The organism is Cloacibacterium caeni (assembly GCF_907163125.1).
Taxonomy (GTDB): Bacteria; Bacteroidota; Bacteroidia; order Flavobacteriales; family Weeksellaceae; genus Cloacibacterium; species Cloacibacterium caeni_B.
This window is the reverse complement of the sequence record NZ_OU015319.1, coordinates 1,924,787-1,944,779: the sequence shown is the minus strand read 5'-3', so window position 1 is coordinate 1,944,779 and position 19,993 is coordinate 1,924,787. Positions and strand designations below refer to the sequence as shown.

Annotated in this window: 22 protein-coding genes and 1 pseudogene; 10 read left to right on the top strand and 13 right to left on the bottom strand. The window is 33.2% G+C overall.

What is annotated here, in order from left to right; genetic code table 11:
- Positions 1–18: 18 nt before the first annotated feature.
- Positions 19–2,137 (bottom strand): annotated as a pseudogene (locus tag KKQ79_RS08965) (M3 family metallopeptidase).
- A 126-nt stretch (positions 2,138–2,263) separates the two neighbouring features.
- On the opposite strand from KKQ79_RS08965, the gene KKQ79_RS08960 reads away from it, so the two are divergent.
- Positions 2,264–3,067, top strand: a complete 804-nt coding sequence (locus tag KKQ79_RS08960; RefSeq protein WP_213189823.1) for a head GIN domain-containing protein — start codon at positions 2,264–2,266, stop codon at positions 3,065–3,067.
- A 456-nt stretch (positions 3,068–3,523) separates the two neighbouring features.
- On the opposite strand, the gene KKQ79_RS08955 is transcribed toward KKQ79_RS08960, so the two are convergent.
- Genes KKQ79_RS08955 through KKQ79_RS08945 form a run of 3 tightly spaced genes read right to left on the bottom strand, consistent with a single transcriptional unit; the run spans position 3,524 to position 5,335 of the window.
- Positions 3,524–4,318, bottom strand: coding sequence for a TPM domain-containing protein (locus tag KKQ79_RS08955; protein ID WP_213190718.1), 795 nt, complete (start codon positions 4,316–4,318; stop codon positions 3,524–3,526).
- Positions 4,299–4,727 (bottom strand): TPM domain-containing protein, encoded by a 429-nt coding sequence (locus KKQ79_RS08950; protein ID WP_430982095.1) that lies wholly within the window; start codon positions 4,725–4,727, stop codon positions 4,299–4,301. Before KKQ79_RS08950 ends, KKQ79_RS08955 begins: the two co-directional genes overlap by 20 nt.
- Positions 4,727–5,335: a LemA family protein gene (locus KKQ79_RS08945; RefSeq protein ID WP_213189822.1), complete on the bottom strand. Its 609-nt coding sequence runs from the start codon at positions 5,333–5,335 to the stop codon at positions 4,727–4,729. The genes KKQ79_RS08950 and KKQ79_RS08945 overlap by 1 nt, the downstream gene beginning before the upstream one ends.
- An 85-nt stretch (positions 5,336–5,420) precedes the next feature.
- Between KKQ79_RS08945 and KKQ79_RS08940 the strand changes: the two genes are divergently transcribed.
- On the top strand, positions 5,421–5,915 hold the full coding sequence (locus tag KKQ79_RS08940; protein ID WP_213189821.1) for a dihydrofolate reductase: 495 nt from the start codon (positions 5,421–5,423) through the stop codon (positions 5,913–5,915).
- Between the two features lie 51 nt (positions 5,916–5,966).
- A complete protein-coding gene (locus KKQ79_RS08935) occupies positions 5,967–6,533 on the top strand; it encodes a DUF2892 domain-containing protein (protein WP_213189820.1) in 567 nt (188 codons plus the stop codon).
- 94 nt (positions 6,534–6,627) lie between these two features.
- On the opposite strand, the gene KKQ79_RS08930 is transcribed toward KKQ79_RS08935, so the two are convergent.
- The 4 genes from KKQ79_RS08930 to KKQ79_RS08915 form a co-directional block, all read right to left on the bottom strand.
- Positions 6,628–7,982, bottom strand: a protein-coding gene (locus KKQ79_RS08930; protein WP_213190656.1) for an IS3 family transposase whose coding sequence is annotated in 2 segments (ribosomal slippage) — positions 6,628–7,508 and positions 7,508–7,982 — 1,356 coding nt in all. Because the reading frame shifts where the segments join, the coding sequence is not laid out codon by codon here.
- A 135-nt stretch (positions 7,983–8,117) separates the two neighbouring features.
- Entirely contained in the window at positions 8,118–8,750 is a 633-nt protein-coding gene (locus KKQ79_RS08925) for a trimeric intracellular cation channel family protein (protein ID WP_213189819.1), read from the bottom strand.
- 43 nt (positions 8,751–8,793) lie between these two features.
- On the bottom strand, positions 8,794–9,252 hold the full coding sequence (coaD, locus tag KKQ79_RS08920; RefSeq protein ID WP_213189818.1) for a pantetheine-phosphate adenylyltransferase: 459 nt from the start codon (positions 9,250–9,252) through the stop codon (positions 8,794–8,796).
- A gap of 78 nt (positions 9,253–9,330) precedes the next feature.
- Positions 9,331–10,314 carry a D-alanine--D-alanine ligase gene (locus tag KKQ79_RS08915; protein WP_213189817.1) on the bottom strand — a complete coding sequence of 328 codons (984 nt, stop codon included), beginning with the start codon at positions 10,312–10,314 and terminating at the stop codon, positions 9,331–9,333.
- Positions 10,315–10,419: 105 nt separating this feature from the next.
- Between KKQ79_RS08915 and KKQ79_RS08910 the strand changes: the two genes are divergently transcribed.
- The 5 genes from KKQ79_RS08910 (at position 10,420) to murI (ending at position 15,627) form a co-directional block, all read left to right on the top strand.
- Positions 10,420–11,403: a PASTA domain-containing protein gene (locus KKQ79_RS08910; RefSeq protein WP_213189816.1), complete on the top strand. Its 984-nt coding sequence runs from the start codon at positions 10,420–10,422 to the stop codon at positions 11,401–11,403.
- 68 nt (positions 11,404–11,471) lie between these two features.
- Positions 11,472–12,536: an RluA family pseudouridine synthase gene (locus KKQ79_RS08905; protein ID WP_213189815.1), complete on the top strand. Its 1,065-nt coding sequence runs from the start codon at positions 11,472–11,474 to the stop codon at positions 12,534–12,536.
- 56 nt (positions 12,537–12,592) lie between these two features.
- A complete protein-coding gene (locus KKQ79_RS08900) occupies positions 12,593–13,543 on the top strand; it encodes a PorP/SprF family type IX secretion system membrane protein (RefSeq protein WP_213189814.1) in 951 nt (316 codons plus the stop codon).
- 74 nt (positions 13,544–13,617) lie between these two features.
- Entirely contained in the window at positions 13,618–14,742 is a 1,125-nt protein-coding gene (hemW, locus tag KKQ79_RS08895; RefSeq protein WP_213189813.1) for a radical SAM family heme chaperone HemW, read from the top strand.
- A 63-nt stretch (positions 14,743–14,805) separates the two neighbouring features.
- Entirely contained in the window at positions 14,806–15,627 is an 822-nt protein-coding gene (gene murI, locus KKQ79_RS08890) for a glutamate racemase (protein WP_213189812.1), read from the top strand.
- Between the two features lie 9 nt (positions 15,628–15,636).
- Here the strand turns inward: murI and rsmD are convergent, their stop codons facing one another.
- The 3 genes from rsmD to KKQ79_RS08875 are packed head-to-tail and all read right to left on the bottom strand — an operon-like array spanning position 15,637 to position 17,321.
- Positions 15,637–16,212, bottom strand: coding sequence for a 16S rRNA (guanine(966)-N(2))-methyltransferase RsmD (gene rsmD, locus KKQ79_RS08885; RefSeq protein ID WP_213189811.1), 576 nt, complete (start codon positions 16,210–16,212; stop codon positions 15,637–15,639).
- Between the two features lie 33 nt (positions 16,213–16,245).
- Positions 16,246–16,599: a four helix bundle protein gene (locus KKQ79_RS08880; RefSeq protein WP_213189810.1), complete on the bottom strand. Its 354-nt coding sequence runs from the start codon at positions 16,597–16,599 to the stop codon at positions 16,246–16,248.
- Between the two features lie 11 nt (positions 16,600–16,610).
- The gene (locus KKQ79_RS08875) at positions 16,611–17,321 is read right to left on the bottom strand and encodes a DUF3822 family protein (protein WP_213189809.1); all 711 of its coding nucleotides are present in this window, start codon (positions 17,319–17,321) and stop codon (positions 16,611–16,613) included.
- Positions 17,322–17,387: 66 nt separating this feature from the next.
- On the opposite strand from KKQ79_RS08875, the gene KKQ79_RS08870 reads away from it, so the two are divergent.
- Positions 17,388–17,705, top strand: coding sequence for a DUF6370 family protein (locus KKQ79_RS08870; protein ID WP_213189808.1), 318 nt, complete (start codon positions 17,388–17,390; stop codon positions 17,703–17,705).
- Here KKQ79_RS08870 and KKQ79_RS08865 read toward each other — a convergent pair.
- Positions 17,692–18,195 carry a Smr/MutS family protein gene (locus KKQ79_RS08865; RefSeq protein ID WP_213189807.1) on the bottom strand — a complete coding sequence of 168 codons (504 nt, stop codon included), beginning with the start codon at positions 18,193–18,195 and terminating at the stop codon, positions 17,692–17,694. The two genes, KKQ79_RS08870 and KKQ79_RS08865, sit on opposite strands and share 14 nt — an antisense overlap.
- A 108-nt stretch (positions 18,196–18,303) precedes the next feature.
- A complete protein-coding gene (locus KKQ79_RS08860) occupies positions 18,304–18,795 on the bottom strand; it encodes a metallophosphoesterase family protein (RefSeq protein ID WP_213189806.1) in 492 nt (163 codons plus the stop codon).
- Between the two features lie 465 nt (positions 18,796–19,260).
- On the opposite strand from KKQ79_RS08860, the gene truA reads away from it, so the two are divergent.
- Complete coding sequence (gene truA, locus KKQ79_RS08855; RefSeq protein ID WP_213189805.1) at positions 19,261–19,992, top strand: tRNA pseudouridine(38-40) synthase TruA; 732 nt, start codon at positions 19,261–19,263, stop codon at positions 19,990–19,992.
- Position 19,993: the final 1 nt, after the last annotated feature.

The following is a 19,993-nucleotide window of genomic DNA, read 5'->3' as shown; positions in this document are numbered from 1 at the left end:
GTAAAATTCACATTTTATCTATTTCACAAATCCTTTGTTTTGTAAAAGTGGTTTAATATCTGGAGTTCTTCCTGTAAAATCTTTGAATGCTTGATTCAAGTCTACAGAATTTCCTACAGATAGAATATATTTTCTGAAACGATCGCCGTTTTCTCTGGTCATTCCACCATTGTCCGTAATCCATTTCCAAGCATCTGCATTTAAAACGTCGCTCCACATATAAGCGTAATAACCTGCAGAATAACCGCCTCCCCAAATGTGAGCAAAGTAAGGAGAATGATATCTTGGCGGAACTTGTGGCAAAGTAAATCCGTATTTAGTTAAGACTTCTTTTTCAAAATCTAAAGTAGGTTTTATTTCGGCATCAGATTTTACAGAATGCCAAGCCATATCTAATGTTGCCGCAGAAACCAATTCTGTAGTGGCATAACCTTGGTTAAAAGTAGCCGCTTTTTTAATTTTATCTACCAAAGTTTGAGGCATTGGTTGTTTGGTTTCATAGTGTAGTGCATAATTTTTAAGAACTGAAGGCTCTAGCGCAAAAAATTCATTGATTTGAGAAGGAAATTCTACAAAATCTCTAGGAACATTGGTTCCAGAAATGGTAATGTATTTTTGGTTGGCAAAAAGTCCGTGTAAAGTATGCCCAAATTCGTGGAACATGGTAGACACATCATCATAAGAAATTAATGATGGTTTTCCTGGAGCGGGTTTTTGGTAGTTGAACACATTTACGATTACAGGCTTAGTTCCTGTCATGAATGATTGTTCTACGAAGTTGCTCATCCAAGCGCCACCATTTTTATTATCTCTGGTATAAAAATCTAAGTAATAAATCGCTAAAGATTTTCCGTCTCTATCAAAAACTTCATAAGCTACTACATCTGGATGATAAACTGGTAAATCTTTTCTTTCTTTGAAGGTAATTCCGTAGAATTTTTCAGCAGCATAGAAAACGCCTTTTTCTAAAACGGTAGACACTTCAAAATAAGGTTTGATTTGGTTTTCGTCTAAATCAAATTTTGCTTTACGCACTTGTTCTGCATAGAAATTCCAATCCCAAGGTGCGAGTTCGAAGCCGCCTTTTTGAGCATCAATTAGCGCTTGAATATCTACAATTTCTCTTTTCGCTTGCTCTACTGCAGGTTTTCCTAATTGGTAAAGTAGGTTCATTGCGTTTTCTGGTTTTTTTGCCATTTGGTCTACCAAATTCAGTTCAGCGTAAGAAGATTTTCCCATAAGATGCGCTTTCTGCATTCTCAGTTTCGCTTGTCTTTCGAGGATCGCTCTTGTATCGTTTTCGTCTCCTTTTTCTGCTCTGTACCAAGAAGCTTTGAATAATTTTTCTCTGGTCGCTCTGTTTTTAAGATTTTGAAGAAGCGGTTGTTGAGTGGTGTTGAGCAAAGTCAAAAGATATTTGCCTTCATAACCAGCATTTTTAGCATCTGTAGCTGCAGCAGCAATTTCATCAGCAGATAATCCGTCTAATTCCTTAACGTCTGAAATTAAAACAGCTCCTTTTTTTCTCGCTTCTAATAATTTACTAGAAAATTGAGTAGAAAGTGTTGCCAATTCTGCGTTTATTTTTTTCATTTGCTCTTTATCAGCATCAGAAAGATTAGCACCAGCCAATTCAAAACGTTGCTTATAAACTTCTAATAATCTTTGATCTTCTGCATCTAAACCATCTGTTTTAATGGCTTTAATTCTATTATAAAGAGCAGAATTTAAATAAATTTTATCTGCATGAGATGCAAAAATAGGAGCGAATTGCTCTTCTATTTTCTGTAGAGTAGGATTGGTATTAGAACCAGTAAGGTTGTAGAAAACAATTTGCGCACGTTTCAATACTTCACCGCTTTTTTCAAGTGCCAAAATGGTATTTTCAAATGTTGCGGCTTCCTTGTTGCTAACGATTACAGCAATTTCTGCTTCGTTTACTTTTAAACCATAATCAAAAGCGGGAGCAAAATGTTCGTCTTTAATTTTGTCAAATTCTGGACAATGTACTTTTCTTATAAAAAGGATTGTTTAAAACAGCAGTATCATCAATTTTTGTGGTATTTTCTTTCATGGTAGAACAAGAAATGCTGAAACCTAATGCAGACATCAGCAAAATTGATGTAATATTTTTCATTTTTAAATTGTTGAGTATTTTATAGGGTTAAAGATACAAAATTTGTAGAAAGCGATTCAGTATTCTGCCAAAAGCAATTTTGTAACAAAAAATAAATCTAAACGTCTAATTATTAAAATATTAATCATGAAAAAAACGATTCCTGTCTTTCTTTTAAGCTTATCATTAGCTTCTTGTATCAATGTAAAATCTGATGATGGAAGCATTGGTGATATCTTTACAGGCAAAAAAGGAAATGGACCTATGACTGAGAAAACATTTTCTGGAGATTTCAATAGCATAGAAGTTTCTACTTCTATTCATGCAGATATTATAAAATCTGATGTAGAAAAAGTAGTTATTTCTGCGCCTTCAGATATTTTAGAATTTGTGAAAGTAGAACAAAACGGACAAAACTTAAGAATTTATGTAGATTCTGATTATAGAAATCCTATTTCTACAGAAAGAGTAAAAGCTGTTGTTTATGCTAAAGATTTTGATGAATTGAAAGCGAATTCTAGTGCTTCTGTAAGAGTGAAAGATACTTTTATGCAAGATAAATTGAAAGTAGATGTTTCCAGCTCTGCAGATGTTGACGGACATTTAGAAGCCAATCAATTAGATATTTCTGTGGGAAGTAGTGGCAGTTTTTCTGGAAAAGTTTGGGCAGATTATGCTCGTTTCGAAGTTTCTTCTAGTGGTGATTTTTCTGTAGATGGAAAAGTACAACATGGTAGCATTCACGCGAGTTCTTCTGGTGATTTTAACGGGAGAAATTTAGAAGTAAAAGAAGGAGAGTTTCACGCTTCGTCTTCAGGAAGTATTTCTGCGATGGTTTCTCAAAAAGCTTCGGCACAAGCTTCTTCTAGTGGAGATGTAAACCTTAAAAAACTAGGAAATCCTGTTATTTCTTCTTCTGAAAGCAGCAGTGGAAGCGTAAATGTAAATTAGTAACTTTATTTTTCTTCATATTCCAATTTTATTAAACCGAAAAAGCAACTCAATTTTGAGTTGCTTTTTATTTGATTTTTAATGTTTTAGAGTCTGTTTAAAATTTTATCAGTTGTCATTTTGAATACAGACGAAAAGTCTGCGAACGAAATTAGAAGTGATTCGAAAAATCTTTAAGAAATAATTTTAAATAGATTCTTCATTTCATAATGCTTCGCAAAATTTCATTCAGAATGACAAAATAAATTTAAATAAATTCTTATTCTTTTTGATTTTTTATAATTAAGTATGAGGCAAGGTTTAACATAAATCCTATTGATAAGAAAAATCCAGAAATCAAGCTAGTTCTATTTGAATTTGGATATTCAATAAGTAAAAAAATAGAAATAGTAATTAATAAAAGACTAGAAATGTACATTAAGTTTTTCATGGTTATTTTTCTTAAATTTTAATATTCTACCAACCTCCAGAAGCACCACCTCCGCCAAAACTTCCGCCACCACCGAAACCTCCAAATCCACCACCTGAACTTCCGCCACCGAAACCACCTCCAAAACTTCCTGGGAAGAAACCACCTGGATAGACTCTTCTTCCTCTTCTGGTAAGAATTACATCTCCATCATCATTGCCAAAACCACCACCATTATTGCTTTTTGATAAAATATAAATAATGAAGAACAGAATAAGTGCGAAAATTAGAACGTGTTTCAGGGAAATATCAATCGGTTGAGGTTCTGATTCAGAAAGCGGTTTAAATTTACCTCTTACTGCATCCATTATTGCAGAAGTTCCAGCATTTATTCCTACAAACCATTGACCTTTTTTGAAATTTGGCGTGACCAAATAATCTAGAATTTGTCCTGCAACAGAAGCGGTAAGATATTGCTCTACACCTCGACCTTGCTGAATAGACATTTTTCTGTCTTCGGTTGCAATAAGGAAAACAACGCCGTTATCTTGTTCTTTTTCTCCGATTTTCCATTTTTCTCCCCATTGTGTCGCTACAAAATTTACATCTTCTCCATTCGTCGTAGGAATGATGACTACCAGAATTTCTGTAGAAGAAGAATCTGCAAATTTGATGAGTTTTTGATTAATTTCTTCTGTTTCCGTAGCATTCAGTAATCCTACTTCGTCATAGACAGGATAAATTTTACTGGGAGGCTCTGGAACGTTATATTGTGCTGAAATAAAAATATAACAGCTCAGTAAAACTAAAACGAAGAAATTTTTAAGAGAAGGTAATTTCATTAGGTAATTCATTGTGATTTTCTCCGTCAATAGGGAAGGATTTTTTCAATTCTAATCCGGTTTCTAAAATAGCATCTCGCAAACCTTCGAAATATTGACCTTGAGAGAAAGCTGAGGTTATTTTGTCATGCAAATCATTCCAAAATTTTTGATGCACTTTTTCATGTATGCCTTTATCGCCAATAATGGTTAAGTATTTTTGTTCAAAATTTACATGAAAAAGTACGCCATTTCTTTCTTTGGTTTTGTCCATTCCCAGAGATTTAAAAACGTCAAAAGCAATTTTGGCATTATTATCATCTGAGTTTTGGTCTATATGCACACGGATTTCTCCGGTAGAATGGTCTTCCGCTTGTTGAATGGCTTCCACAAGGGAAGCCATTTGAATATTATTTAAAAAATTACTCATTATTCAGTGAAAACTTCAGGAGCTTTTTCAGCACCTGCATCTGCTTTAAATAAAGGTTTTTCTTTGAAATTAGAGAAATTTGCGATGATGTTATTCGGGAAAACTTTAATAGAAGTATTGTATTCTTTCACCGCTGCGTTATAGTTTACGGTTTCCGCTCTTATGCTGTTTTCAATCGCAGTATATTCTCTTTGGAAATCGATAAATTGTTGGTCAGCTTTTAGATTAGGATATTGTTCTACCACTGCCATTAATCTGCTCAAAGCACCAGATAATTCACCTTGTGCAGCTTGGAATTTTGCCAAATCTGCTTCAGTCATATTAGTTGGGTCGATGGTTACTTGAGTTGCTTTAGAACGTGCTTCGATTACTTTGGTTAAAGTTTCTTGCTCGAATTTAGCATAAGATTTTACGGTTCTTTCTAAGTTAGGAATAAGGTTTGCTCTTTTTTGGTAAACGGTTTCTACATTTGCCCATTTTTCGTTTACGTTTTGTTCGCTTCCTACAAAACCATTTCTAATGCCAATTCCCCAAAATATTACCAATGCAATTGCGCCAATTAGCACCAAACCTACAGTTCCAATGCCAAAACATCCTTTGTTGTTCATAGTTTATTTTTTTTAATTGTGTATTAAGTGATTCAGTAAACCAAATATACAAATATTATGCTAATTTTGTAAAATATAACTTAAAATGATTACAATAGTAGTAGCAATGGGAAAAAACAGAGAAATTGGTGTTGATAACCAGTTGCTTTGGCATTTACCTAAAGATTTAAAACATTTTAAAGAACTTACGAGTGGTTACCCTATTATTATGGGCAGAAAAACATACGAAAGTATTGGCAAACCACTTCCTAATCGTACCAATATTGTGATTAGTAGAAAAAATGATTGGTTTGAAGAAGGAATTCTTATCGTAGGAAGTATCAAAGAAGCACTGAAATTTGCCAAAAAAATAGGCGAAAATGTTTTTGTGATTGGTGGAGGTACTATTTATGAACAAACGATAGATTTGGCAGACCAATTAGAGATTACTTTAGTAGATGCTACGCTAAATGCGGATACTTATTTCCCGAAAATTGACGAGAAAATTTGGCAGAAAACTCAAGAAACTTGCCATGAAAAAGACGAAAAGAATCAATATGATTTTTGTTTTCAAACTTTTACAAAAAAGACTAGCGTCTAATGTCTGAAATCTAACATCTAATTTTTATATTTGCACACTTAATTTTAAGAGATGAATAAGTACATAAAATTTTTAATTGCTGGCTTAATGATTGCTGCGGGAGTTTACCTGATGATGAACCGTCAAATAGGATGGGGAATTGTAGTCGTATTCTTTTCGCTGAGTCCTATTTTATTATTTTTCAAAAATGAATACATCTTATTGGCTTTTTGGCAAATGAGAAAACAGAATTTTGTAAAAGCTGCACATTGGTTAACTTACATTAAAAACTACCAATCTCAGTTGCACAAATCACAATATGGCTATTTTCATTATTTACAAGGTCTAACTCTTGCGCAAGAACATCCTGCAAAAGTAGAACCATTGATGAAAAAAGCTTTAGAATATGGCTTAAATATGAAGCACGATAGAGCAATGGCTACCTTAAATATAGCTGCAGCAGCACTTTCTAAAGGAAGAAAAGCAGAAGCTCAAAAATTATTAGAAGAAGCCAAAAGATTAGACGATCAAGGAATGATGGCGGATCAAATAAAAATGATGAAAGACCAATTGAAAATGCCTTCTATGCAGAAACACATGCATAATCCACAAATGAGACACAGAGGAAAATTTTTCTAAAGAGCCAAGTTAAAAGTAAAAAGAGCCAAGAAATTGGCATATTATAAATAAAACTTCTGAGAAATCTAGACTGCACCCAAAAGTTTAGACAAAATTAAACAATATTTTCAAAGGAAAGAGTTCGGTACTGTACCGGACTCTTTCCTTTGAGATTGAGTCTTATTCTATCATTGTTGTAATAGTGAATGTACTTCACTATTTCCATCTTAAGTTCCTGAATGGAACCAAACTTTCTGGCATAAAACATTTCTGATTTTATCGTTCCAAAAAAGTTTTCTATCACCGCATTGTCCAAACAGTTTCCTTTTCGGGACATACTTTGAATAATACCTTTTTCTTTTAACAAGTTTTGGTAATGTTTCATTTGATATTGCCAACCTTGATCAGAATGTAGAATGATGTTTTGTGTAGATTTTACTTTTCTGAATGATTTCTTTAGCATTCTGATGATTTGGCTAAACACAGGTCTTTCAGATAAGTCAAAACTGACAATTTCACCATTAAATAAATCGATGATTGGAGATAGATAAAGTTTATTACCCGATACATTAAACTCTGTAACATCGGTTGCCCATTTCTGATTAGGAGTGTCCGATTTGAAATTCCTCTGTAGAACATTGGGCGCAATTTTCCCTTGCTCTCCCTTGTAAGATTTATATTTCTTCACTCGGATAATACTCTTTAAACCTAATATTTTCATAAGTCGTAAAACAGTTTTGTGATTAATCAAAATTCCTTTTTCTTTCAAAAGCAAAGTAATTCTTCTATAGCCCAACCTTCCTTTGTGACGATGATAAATCTGCTTAATCATTTCTTTTATTTCCGCATATTTATCTTTCATTTGAAAGCGTTTTTGATAGTAATAAAAACTGCTTCTTGCCATCGATGTACAATGCAGTAGTACTGCTAAATCAAAGTCCTGCCTTAACTCTTCGATGGCTTTGGATTTTTCCTTTCCTGAATTAAGGCGTCTAACTTTTTTAAAATGGCGTTCTCGGCTTCTAAATAATAAATCCTCTCCAACAGTTCTTCCTCCCTTGTTAAGGGTTTGCCTGTTTTCTTTTTTTTTCGCGTGTAATTACTCATGGTTTTAGGTCTTCCTCTGGGTATGTTTTCTAAACCTAAAATACCATTTTTTTTGTAATTACGCTGCCAACTAAGAATACTGGACTCCGCAGGAATATTAAACCTTCTCGACGCTTCTTTTAAACTTAAATTCTCTTTCTCAATTACTGATAAAATCTTTAATTTAAAATCTTTTGTGTAATGCGTATTGGAAAGCCGAACAAGTCCTGAAACTCCATAAAGTTCATAAAATTTTATCCATTTACGAACCAAGGAACCACAAACTCCAATGCGTTTTCCTAAATCGTCTGTTCCAATATCCCCTTTGTGATATCTCTTTATAGCTTTTAATTTAAAGTCTAATGAATATTTACTTTTCCCCATAAAAAATGCCCCTAAAAAGTGTCTAACTTTTTGGGGGCAGTCCAATCTTTCAGGAGTTTTTTTTATGGTTTGTATTGTCCTTCAAAGAGTTGCGAGATATGAATTTTTATTTCCGACTTCGGACTTCCAAACTTCCTACATTTCTGCATCATTGAAATTTCCGTAGAATTTTGGCATTTGCCAATGGTATTTTACAGCAAGAGTTCTAATGCTTACAATAAGAAGAATGGTTAAGATTTGATTGATTTCTTCAGACAAACCACTGAAATTTCTCAGAAGGATGTAGACTATTCCACCTACAATTGCTGCAGTAGCATAAATTTCTTTTCTGAAAATCAAAGGAATTCTGTTCAGTAAAATATCTCTGATGATTCCACCAAAACAACCAGTAATTGTGCCTAAAACCACTCCAATAACGGGATGTAAGTCTGCGTTTAGTCCTTTTTGAACCCCAATAATTGTAAAAAGTCCCAATCCAAGACTGTCAAAAATAAAAAGCGTTACCTGAAATTTTCTCTCAATTAATTTGAATATCATCGTAAAAATAGCAGTGAAAAAAATCAAACTCACAGCCAATAAATCGTGCATCCAAAAAACAGGGACATCTAATAATAGGTCTCTTACGGTTCCACCACCTACAGAAGTTACAAATGCAATAATAAGAACGCCAAAAGGATCAAAACGCTTTTGCATAGCCGCAAAACTTCCAGACATCGCAAAAGATATCGTACCAAGGACTTCTATTAAAAAGGTAAAATCTGGAAGCATGGGTTAAAAAAGGTTTAAAAAATCGAGTGAAAATTAAAAAAATCTAAACTCTCACTGCATCAGGAACAAATAATTGATATTCTCCTTTGTTTGAAATAATTTCTCTTACAATGCTGCTGCTGATGAATGATTTTCCAGAAGAGGTAAGTAAGAAAACGGTTTCTAATTTTCTTCTGGCCAAAGTTCTGTTGGTATGAGCAATCGCTTTTTCAAATTCAAAATCGGCAGGATTTCTGAGACCTCTCAGAATAAATTGAGCTTCTTTTTTGATACAATAATCGATGGTTAATCCTTCAAAATAATCAACTTCTACATTGGGGAAATGCGCTACAGATTTTCGAATAAATTCCATGCGTTTTTCTAGCGGAAACATATATTTTTTCTGAGAATTCTGTCCGATAGCGATGATGAGTTTATCAAACAGAGGAACAGCTCTTTCAATAATGTCAAGATGTCCTAAAGTAATCGGGTCAAAAGATCCTGGAAATACAGCGATTTTCATAGAAATTCTAGATTTTTGATTTTAGATTTTAAATTTTTTGGAAACATCATTTAAAATCTAAAATTTATCATTTAATAATTATTTGTTAAGCGCTTTTTCTACTTCGTTTCCACAAAGATCTTTGATGGAAATTCCGTAAATTTTTGCTTGTTGAGGTAAGATTGAAGCTGGTGAAAATCCAGGATTGGTATTCATTTCTAGCATGTAAGGCGTTCCATCCATAATGATGTATTCACTTCTAGAAAAACCGCTCATTCCCAAAGATTCATACGCATGTTTTGCGATTTTTTCTACTTTGTATCTGGTTTCTTCGTCTAATCTAGCGGGTGTAATTTCTTCGGAAGCACCTTCATATTTTGCTTCGTAATCGAAAAATTCTTTGTGCGGAACAATTTCTGTAATTCCCAAAACAATGGTTTCTCCTTTGTAATCGATTACACCTACAGAAACCTCCATTCCGTTTAAGAAAGATTCTATTAAAATTTCATCATCTTCTTTGAAGGCAAATTCTATCGCTGCCGCCAATTCAGATTTGGCTTTAACTTTAGAAATCCCAAGTGAAGAGCCACTTTGATTGGGTTTTACAAATAATGGAAGACCTAATTCTTCTACAATTTTTTCTTCATTGATATTTTCTCCTTTTCTCAGGTAAAAACTTTTTGCAGAAGGAATTCCGTATTTTGCTAAAACGGCAAGAGTATCTTTTTTGTTGAAAGTAAGAGCGCTTTTATAGAAATCACAGCCTGTATATTTTTGACCAATAGCGTTCCAATAGCCTTGTAATTCACCATTTTCTCCAGGAGCACCGTGAATAATGTTGAAACAAACGTCAAATTTTAAAATTGCTCCGTCTGAAAGCGTTACCGAAAAATCTCCTTTGTTAATGGGAAGTTTTTCTTTATTTTCGTTTAAAAAGTACCATTCTTCTTTTAGAATTACTACTTTATAAACATTGTATAAATCTCTGTCTAGAGAATCATAAATTAATTGGCCACTTTTCAGAGAAACCTTGTATTCATCAGAGAAGCCACCCATTACTACGGCTACATTTTTCTTGCTCATACTTTTTAAAAAACTAATAAACGCAAATGTAATTATTTTTCAACTTAAATATTTCATAATTTTATATTTATATTTGCGTTTATATTTCGAATAAATAAAAAATTTATGCTTCGATCTTTTTTCCACTGGAAAGTTTTTGTAAACTTAATAGTAGCACTTGTAATTTTTGTAGGAGTAGTTTGGCTTACCTTTCGATGGCTAGAGTTTCACACCAATCATGGTGAAGAAATTCAGGTTCCGAATGTTGTCAATATGAAGGTACAACAAGCAATAGAGGTTTTAGATGACCAAGGCTTAGAATATGAAGTAGATAGTTTTAAATACGATCCAAAATTTAAGCCATTACAAGTTCTTAAAATCTATCCAAATCCAGGTTCTAGAGTAAAAGATGGTAGAGCCATTCTTTTAAAAGTAAATCCTAAAACTTATGCACCAGTTGCGGTTCCAGATGTTTTAGATAGATATAAGTATTTGGCTTTCAGAAAGTTTGACTTATTAGGTTTGAAAGTAGGAGATACTATTTATGAGCCTAATATTCAGAAAGATGCGGTTATTAGAATGATGTTTAATGGCAGAGTAATCAAACCGGGAGAAAAAGTGCCGATGTATTCTACGCTTGATTTAGTCATTGGTTCTGGACCGATGAGAAATGTAATGATTCCTAATTTGGTGGGAAGAACTGTGGCTGAAGCGAAAGCAATAATTACCCAAAACTATTTTGAATTAGGGCTTGTAGAACATGATGATGGATCAAGTGATGATTCCGATATTATTTACTATCAAGATCCTGCAAGTGGTTCTGTAAGAGACCAAGGAATGCAAATAGATTTATGGGCGAGTAAAAAAACACCTGCCGAAATGCAGTCTCAAATTCAAAAACTAAATAGTATTTATAGAACTACAGATATTAATACCATGCCGGAATCTTCTGACAATGAGTTTATCCCAGTTCCAAGTGAAGAACCAGTAAATACTACACCAAAACCACCGGTAGAAAAACCTAAAACCACTACCAATACAAATAGCACAAAACCTACAGAAACAAAACCTGCAGAAGAAAAACCTGCTAAAAAGGTAATTGTAGAGTAGTTTTTTAGAAATTAAAATAATTTATAGAACTTTGCCGAAAATTTTTTGGCAAAGTTTTTTTGAATAATATGAGCGAAAAAGAAGATTTTTTAGAAGAAGAGCTATTGTTAGAAGACGAAAATTCTAATGACGAAGAAAACTCAGGGTTGTTTGAACATCTCAATATTACTGTTGATAAAAAACAAGAACCTTTGAGAATCGATAAATTTCTTTTGATTTATCGCCAAAATTCTTCTAGAAATAAAATTTCGCAAACATGTAGAGCCGGAAACGTCATCGTAAATGGTAATTCTGTAAAACAAAATTATCGTGTAAAGCCAGGAGATGAAATTTCGGTTTTATTAACGCATCCTCCGCGTGAAAATGTTATTATTCCTGAAGATATTCCTTTTAAAATTGTCTATGAAGATGATGATGTTTTGGTAGTAGACAAAGAACCGGGAATGGTAGTTCATCCCGGTTTTGGGAATTGGCAAGGAACATTGGTGAATGCAGTTGCGTTTCATTTTCAGAAAAATGGATTTACCTCAGATTTAGATAGAGTAGGCTTGGTTCATAGAATTGATAAAGACACTTCTGGATTAATCGTTTTAGCCAAAAATGAATATGCATTGAGCTTTTTGGCAAAGCAATTTTTTGACCGAAAAACCAAACGTTTGTATTGGGCTTTTGTTTGGGGAAATTTAGAAAATGACGAAGGAACAATCAGAGGACACATCGGAAGACATCAGAAAAACCGAATGCAAATGGCAGTTTATGAAGATGGAAGCCAAGGAAAACATGCCGTAACACATTACAAAGTTCTAGAAAGATTCAAATACATGACTTGGGTAGAATGTAAACTGGAAACGGGAAGAACTCACCAAATTAGAGCGCATTTTAAACATATTGGTCATACACTTTTTAACGACGAAAGATATGAAGGTCATCAGATTTTGCGTGGTGTAAACTTACCAAAATATAAACAATTTGTAAAAAATGTCTTCGAAGTTTTACCTAGACACGCTTTACATGCTCATACTTTAGGCTTCATTCATCCTACGACAAAAAAAGAAATGTATTTTGAATCACCGATGCCAAAAGATATGCAAGATGCGGTAGAAAAATGGAGAAATTACTTGCAAAATTCTTAAAATTTTGGTATCATAAAACAATTTTACTTAAATTTGACTTTTAGAAATTCACGACCATGAAAAAAATATTATTCACATTTTTTGCTGCTTTTTCAGGATTAAGCTATGCTCAAGAAACTATTCCTATGTATCAGCAGTATTTATTTGATAGTGAATTTCTCTTTAATCCTGCGCATATTGGTAAAACAGATGATGTAAATTTGGTTGCCAATTATCAAAAACAATTTTCAAAATTTGATGAATCTCCCAATGTGCAATCGGTAGGAATTCATGCTAATGCTTTTGATAGAGTAGGAATAGGCGCTTATTTTTTTCATGACCAAAACGGACCAATTTCTGCAAACGGAATTGCAATTGGCGCTTCTTACTTTGTTCCACTCAGTGATGAAGATGGCAGGAAAGACCAATTTTCTTTCGGAACTTCAGTAAATTTTTACAATCAGAACTTTGATGTTTCTAAAGTAAATGCGCAAGATCCAAACGATCCTTTGCTTTACGAAAATAACAACAGTATTTTCATTGCTTATGCTAATTTAGGATTACAAGCTACTTATAGCAGGGCTTTTGCTGGGATTTCTGTTGCAGATATTCCATTGAGTAACAATACACCAGTGGTAAATGGTATAGAACCGTCGCCAACCAGATTTTACCTCAATGCAGGGTATGACTGGGAAATTACCGAAGGATTTTCGGTAGAACCTTCTGTGATGATGAATTTGAATACCAATTCATCTAGAATGTTTGACATCAATGTTCTCATGAAATTGTATGGTGAAAGTGATTATTTTGCTGCGGGAATCAATTACAGAACGGCAAAAAGTTCTGTGGGAAGCCAACAGTTAAGCATGTCACCTATTATTAAATTTAAACTCAATAAACTCCATTTCGGAGCTTCTTATAATTTAGGATTGTCTGATATTCAAGAATACGGCGGAAATTCATTCATGCTGAGTTTAGGTTATGATATTCCTAATTTTATCAATCAAAGAGGATTTAGATATCGTTAAAGAATTTTAGAGTTACGGTTTCAACTTACGATTTATCAGTAAATCATCTATCAAACATCTAACATCCAACAGAATTGATTTACCTCCACATTCCTTTTTGCAAGCAGAAATGCAGTTATTGCAATTTTCATTTTTCTACTTCATTGAAGCAGAAAGACGAAATGATTTCGGCAATAAAAAAAGAAATTTTTCTAAGAAAAGAGGAGCTGGAAAATAAAACACTTTCGTCGCTTTATTTTGGTGGTGGAACTCCATCCATTCTTTCTGTGGACGAAATCAAATCTTTAATAGATGTGGTTTTGAAGTACTTTGACTTTGAAAAAAATATTGAAATCACGCTAGAAGCTAATCCTGATGATTTGGATAAAAATTTTCTGAAAGATTTAGCCAAAACCGAAATCAATCGACTTTCTATAGGGACTCAAAGTTTTTTTGAAGAAGATTTAAAGCTCATGAATCGTGCTCATAATGCTTCTGAAGCCGAAAGTTCTATCAAAAGAGCACAAGATTTTGGCTTCGAAAATTTAAGTATTGATTTAATTTATGGTTCGCCGACTTCTAATTTTGAAATATGGAAAGAAAATCTTAAGAAAACTATAGAATTGCAAGTTCCTCACGTTTCTTCTTACGCATTGACCATCGAGCCCAAAACAGCTTTGAATGCTTGGATTAAGAAAAATAAAATCGCAGAACCGAAAGAAACAGAGCAAAATAAAGAGTTCTATTACATGTCTGATTTTCTAAAAGACAACGGTTTCATACACTACGAAATTTCTAATTTTGCTAAAAAAGATTTTGAATCAAAGCACAATTCCGCGTATTGGAAATACAAAGAATACCTTGGAATCGGACCTTCCGCACATTCCTATAACGGTAGAAACGAGCGCAGTTGGAATGTTGCGAATAACGCCATTTACATTAAAAATTTAGCAGAAAATATTCTTCCAAAAGAAACCGAAAAACTTTCTGAAAAAGACCAGTATAATGAAATGCTTATGATTGGACTCAGAACAATTTGGGGCGTAGATTTAGGAAAGCTCAACGAAAAATTTTCTGATGAAATTTTAGAAATTTTTAAAAATAGCATTCAGCCAAAATTAGAAGAAGGAATTCTTGTGATAGAAGAAAATCACTTGAAAATTCCAGAAAAACATTGGTTTTTAGCCGATGGAATTGCTTCAGACCTGTTTATTCTTTAAAAAATCTAAAATCTAAAATCTAAAATCTAAAATCTTTAGTATTTTTGTAAAAATTTCAAGCCTTTGAAACCAGATTATTCTCATCTTTCATCATCACAACCGATAGGGATTTTTGATTCCGGTGTTGGTGGACTTACCGTAGCCAAAGAAATAAAACGATTAATGCCGCATGAAAATTTTATTTATTTCGGTGACACAGCACATTTACCTTACGGCGAAAAATCTAGAGAAGCGATTATCGGTTTTTCTTTAAAGATTACCCAATTTTTATTAGAAAATAACTGTAAAGCCATCGTTATTGCGTGTAATACGGCTACTGCAAATGCTTTGCAAGAGGTAAAAGAATTAGTGGGAAATCAGGCTTTGGTTTTTGATGTGATTAACCCAGTTGCAGAAAAAGTAGCTTTTGAAATTCACCAAAATGTAGGAGTTATTGCCACTAAAGCAACGGTAAATTCTGGTTTGTACAGAAAATCCATCCGAAAACTGAATAAATATATTCAAGTAGATGAATTGGCAACGCCTTTATTGGTTCCTGCCATCGAAGAAGGTTTTGTAAATCACCCAATTACACACGCGATTATTTATAACTATTTGAGCGACAAAAAGTTAAAAAATATAGAAACACTTATCTTGGGTTGTACCCATTATCCGCTTCTGATTGAAGAAATTAAAAAATATTACGGAACCAGAGTAAGAGTCATTGATTCTCCTAAAATTGTAGCGAGTTATGTAAGAGATATTTTGAGCAAAAATGACCTGCTTAATCCTCAACACGATGAAGGAAATACCGATTTCTACCTTTCGGATATCACGAAAAACTTCGAGAAAATTTCGAAAAAATTCTTTGGAAATAAAATTAGTCTAGAGCTTAAAAAACTTTAGAATCTAAAATTAAGCTTCAGAGGTTTCCTCAATTTGATTTGCATCAAAGAAAGAAAAACTCACATTTCCGTATTTTCTGGTTTCGATTAATTGAGGATGCTCTAATTTCATTTTAGACTGATGTTCTAAAACAAAAGTTCCGTTTTCTTTTAAGAAATTATTATTGAGAACCAAAGAAATCAGTTCATTGTATTTTTTTTCTTCTAATTCAAAAGGTGGATCTGCAAAAACAATGTCAAAAGTTTTCTTGGTTCTGTTTTTCTTTAACCATTCAAAAACATCACCACGCTGTACATTAATTTGAAGCGCCATTTCTAGTTCTGCAGCAGTAGAATTAATGAAAGCAGCATGTTTAGGATTCATTTCTACAGCGGTAACGTCTTTACAATCTCTAGAAGCAAATTCTAAACTGATAGAGCCAATTCCTGCAAAAAGGTCTAAAACTGAGCAAAATTCTACTTCGTGACGATTCGCCAAAATGCTGAAAAGTGCTTCTTTAGCAAAGTCTGTGGTAGGTCTTACATCGAAATTTTTAGGCGCAGCAATTCTTTTTGCTTTCCATTTGCCAGAGATTATTCTATACATTTTTGTTGGGTGTTAGATGTTAGATGATGGGTGTTAATCAAGTTTGCTTCTAAAAGCAATCATTGAGTTCATTAGCTTGTATGATTCTTTATAAAATTCGCTGAAATTTTGTTCATCAATATAATTTCTATTTTTTGCTTTATAAAGACAAGTAACAACTTCAGCCAACGAACGAATTGAAAAACCTAAAAATCTTTTGAATTCTAAATTACTTTGTAAAATACTTCCTTCAGAAATGTTTAGCGCAATAGAATCAGATGCTCTTCTAATTTGAGATGTTAGATTGAATGTTTCTTCTTTTGGAAAATTGATTGAAATTTTAAAAATTTTTTCACCAAAATCCATAGAATCCTGCCATATTGTTAACTTTTCAAATTTAAAACTCATAATTACGTTTCTTATTTTACATCCAGCATCCAACATCCAGCATCCTTCAATTTAATGTTCTTCACAAATTTCTTTAACTCCGAAATAAAGGTTTCGTTTTCGTGAGTTTCTCCATAAATATGAAAATACGTTTCTGCGGTTCCAAAATTTATTTTGCTCAAAGAAAACATGATGAAATACAAGAAATCTACTTCAGAATCAGCATCTAAGTTATTGTAAAGTACCACTTTTTTATTTTCAAAAGCGAAAAACTCTACTTGATGATGATATAAATTGATGTGAATTTCTTTGTGGTTTTTAACAGTTAAAGCATTTAAAAATTTTTCGCCAGAGAAATTAAATTTCGCAGGTAATTTTTTTGCTTTAATTTTTTGGTAAAAATGCTTTGGAAAAGTGTAGTAAAATTGCACCGCAAATTTTTTGTTCACAGAAAGCATCAATTCTTCGTTGGCTTCGTCTACAGGAGCGTTATAAGAAATCAGTTTATAGCCTAATTCGTGCTCTGCAAAAGTATCTGGAGTAAGCGAAAAATGATTGAGTGCAGAAATTACTTCTATTTCTTTGTAGTCATCAAATTTTAAAACATCATCTAGTTTTTCTTCTACTAAATGAGGCGAAGTTTCTTCTGTCACGAAATGAAACGCTTCTTCTAGCACTGTTTTTCCTTTAGAAATGTGCCATTGTAAACCATCTTTGGTGAAAAGTAAAGAAAGTTTTTTCATAGTTTTTTACCAATAAATGCAAAGGTATTGATTTTTAAACTATTTTTGAAAGATAGTTAAGGTAATATGAAAAATCTCGTTTTATTTATTGCACTTTTGAGTTTTACTTTTGGATTTTCTCAAGAGAAAAAGAAGCAAGTTGTAGAAGCAGCTTGCGGACAATGTCAGTTCAAAATGAAAGACAAAAAAGGTTGTGATTTAGCGGTAAGAATTGACGGGAAAAGTTATTTCGTAGAAGGTACTAAAATAGATGACCACGGAGATGCACATGCTGATGACGGTTTTTGCAATGCAATCAAAAAAGCAGAAGTCATAGGTGAAGTGAAGGATGGAAAATTCGTGGTAAGTTATTTCAAATTGCTGCCTAATTCTACAAAAAAGTAACCAAGACATTTCCCGTGCTGTGATAGAAAAAATCATGGTCTTCGTATTCTATTCCCGCGAAACCTTGTAAAACTTCGTGCACCATATTTTGCAAAACGCCATCTCCAATTCCGTGGATGATGTTCAGCTTTTTCATGTTATTGCTTCTGCAATATTCTAATTTTTCAATGAGTTTTTCACGCTGAATCATCAATCTTTCCCAAGATTCAAAATCTTGAGGATTATTGACCAACTTTTCGAAATGTAAATCGATGGACTGCGGTTGAGTTTGATTTTTTTTAGAAATTTTGGTAGACATTTCCTTTTTTGCAGTGATAGAAATATCGTCATAAATATTATGATTGTGGAGTACGACTTTGTTTTTTTCAATGTCATAATGAAAACCATGTTCGTCTTCTATTTGTACCAAATTCCCTTTGAAAGCAGAAATTTTCCCTTTCAAATCATCATCTATCACCGAAACTAAATCACCTATTTTCACAATTTTCATTTTTTAAACATTAAGACTTTCATTGAGATATTAAGTTTTATTAAGTTTTTGAAAATTTGAAGAATTATCATCTTAAATTTCTTAATTTCTTAATTGAAACTTAATGGTTTATTTTAATCCCAATTCCACCACTTCTAAATTTTCAATTTTCTCACCAATGATTTCAAATCTCAGCATGGTTCTCATTTTATGCCAACCATGTTTTCCGGCAGCACCAGGATTGAGATGCAGAATTTCCAACTCTTTGTCATACATCACTTTTAATATGTGAGAATGGCCCGAAATAAAAATTTGAGGTTTTTCTTCCTTTAATATTTGCTTTACTCGTGGTGCATATTTATTTGGATATCCGCCAATGTGAATCATCACTACTTTTACTTTTTCGCATTCGAAAATATTTATTTCTGGGAATTCAGCTCTTATTTTTGCCTCATCGATGTTCCCGAAAACACCTCGTAATGTTCCTGCTTTTTTCAGTTCGTCTATCACTTCTAAATTTCCAAAATCACCAGCATGCCAAATTTCATCAGCATTTTTGGCATATTCTAAAATTCTATCGTCTATATAAGAATGGGTGTCGGAAAGTAGAAGGATTTTCATTTTGCTAATTTCTTTAAATTTCTTTAATTAAAATAATATTTATAAGATTTTCATTGTAATTTGACATTGCGTTCCTACGGAACGCTATTTGTTTTTTGTAGCATTATTACACACATTTCGTTCCTACGGAACGGTTTTAAATTTTATGAGTTTATATTATATTTTTAAAGTTCCGTTCCGTAGGAACGACAGGTTTGTAGGAAAATGTAAATTGTTTTTAATAAGTTCCGTAGGAACGACACGAAAAAAATATTCTGGCGCGAGCGAAGCGAGCGTAGAAGTTTCCGAATTGCGCATACTTGAATGAAAAACTGCCCGTGAAATTAGCCACGATGGAAATGAAAATCCCGCAACAAGCATTGGTAGTAGCTTTGGCGTGAGGAATTGTAATGGACAGCGTGACAGATAATGAAAAGAAACAAAATCTTCTTGCTCCTAAAAATTTCATTAAATTTGCCGAAAATTATGCGCTACTTTATTGAGTTTTCCTACAATGGTTCTACGTTTTTTGGCTATCAAATTCAGCCAAATGAGATTTCTGTGCAAGAAGAATTAGAAAAAGCACTTTCTGCGATTTTACGAACTGAAATTAAAACTACGGGAGCAGGAAGAACTGATACTGGAGTTCACGCCAAGAAAATGTTTGCACATTTTGATTTTGATGGAGAAATTTCTGAGAAATTAGTGCATCAACTGAATTCTTTCCTTCCACCAAGTATTGCGATAAAGAGTATTTTTGAGGTGAAAGAAGATTTTCACGCGAGATTTTCAGCAAAATACAGAACGTATGAATATTATATTTCGCTGGAGAAAAATCCTTTTTCTGAAAAATTTGCGTGGCAACACTGGAGAAAATCTCTGGATGTGGAAAAAATGAATGAAGCGTGCAAAATTCTCTTTGAGTACGAAGATTTCGGGAGTTTTGCAAAAGTGGGAGCGGATAATAAAACCAATATTTGTAAAATCTATCACGCAAATTGGGAACAAAACGGAAATGAACTTAAATTTACCATCTCAGCAGATAGATTTCTCAGAAATATGGTTCGTGCGATTGTAGGAACTATGGTAGAAATAGGCAGCGGAAAACTAAAACCTGCCGATTTAAGGAATGTGATAGAAGCTAAAAATAGAGGTGTTGCAGGAACTTCTGCACCAGCTCATGCATTATTTTTAGTAGATGTAGGATACGATTTTTAAA

Bases quoted from the DNA above. Each gene is read 5' to 3' on its own strand.
- KKQ79_RS08960 (WP_213189823.1), top strand. From the start codon at position 2,264: ATGAAAAAAACGATTCCTGTCTTTCTTTTAAGCTTATCATTAGCTTCT.
- KKQ79_RS08955 (WP_213190718.1), bottom strand. From the start codon at position 4,318: ATGAAATTACCTTCTCTTAAAAATTTCTTCGTTTTAGTTTTACTGAGC.
- KKQ79_RS08950 (WP_430982095.1), bottom strand. From the start codon at position 4,727: ATGAGTAATTTTTTAAATAATATTCAAATGGCTTCCCTTGTGGAAGCC.
- KKQ79_RS08945 (WP_213189822.1), bottom strand. From the start codon at position 5,335: ATGAACAACAAAGGATGTTTTGGCATTGGAACTGTAGGTTTGGTGCTA.
- KKQ79_RS08940 (WP_213189821.1), top strand. From the start codon at position 5,421: ATGATTACAATAGTAGTAGCAATGGGAAAAAACAGAGAAATTGGTGTT.
- KKQ79_RS08935 (WP_213189820.1), top strand. From the start codon at position 5,967: ATGAATAAGTACATAAAATTTTTAATTGCTGGCTTAATGATTGCTGCG.
- KKQ79_RS08925 (WP_213189819.1), bottom strand. From the start codon at position 8,750: ATGCTTCCAGATTTTACCTTTTTAATAGAAGTCCTTGGTACGATATCT.
- coaD (WP_213189818.1), bottom strand. From the start codon at position 9,252: ATGAAAATCGCTGTATTTCCAGGATCTTTTGACCCGATTACTTTAGGA.
- KKQ79_RS08915 (WP_213189817.1), bottom strand. From the start codon at position 10,314: ATGAGCAAGAAAAATGTAGCCGTAGTAATGGGTGGCTTCTCTGATGAA.
- KKQ79_RS08910 (WP_213189816.1), top strand. From the start codon at position 10,420: ATGCTTCGATCTTTTTTCCACTGGAAAGTTTTTGTAAACTTAATAGTA.
- KKQ79_RS08905 (WP_213189815.1), top strand. From the start codon at position 11,472: ATGAGCGAAAAAGAAGATTTTTTAGAAGAAGAGCTATTGTTAGAAGAC.
- KKQ79_RS08900 (WP_213189814.1), top strand. From the start codon at position 12,593: ATGAAAAAAATATTATTCACATTTTTTGCTGCTTTTTCAGGATTAAGC.
- rsmD (WP_213189811.1), bottom strand. From the start codon at position 16,212: ATGTATAGAATAATCTCTGGCAAATGGAAAGCAAAAAGAATTGCTGCG.
- KKQ79_RS08880 (WP_213189810.1), bottom strand. From the start codon at position 16,599: ATGAGTTTTAAATTTGAAAAGTTAACAATATGGCAGGATTCTATGGAT.
- KKQ79_RS08875 (WP_213189809.1), bottom strand. From the start codon at position 17,321: ATGAAAAAACTTTCTTTACTTTTCACCAAAGATGGTTTACAATGGCAC.
- KKQ79_RS08870 (WP_213189808.1), top strand. From the start codon at position 17,388: ATGAAAAATCTCGTTTTATTTATTGCACTTTTGAGTTTTACTTTTGGA.
- KKQ79_RS08865 (WP_213189807.1), bottom strand. From the start codon at position 18,195: ATGAAAATTGTGAAAATAGGTGATTTAGTTTCGGTGATAGATGATGAT.
- KKQ79_RS08860 (WP_213189806.1), bottom strand. From the start codon at position 18,795: ATGAAAATCCTTCTACTTTCCGACACCCATTCTTATATAGACGATAGA.
- truA (WP_213189805.1), top strand. From the start codon at position 19,261: ATGCGCTACTTTATTGAGTTTTCCTACAATGGTTCTACGTTTTTTGGC.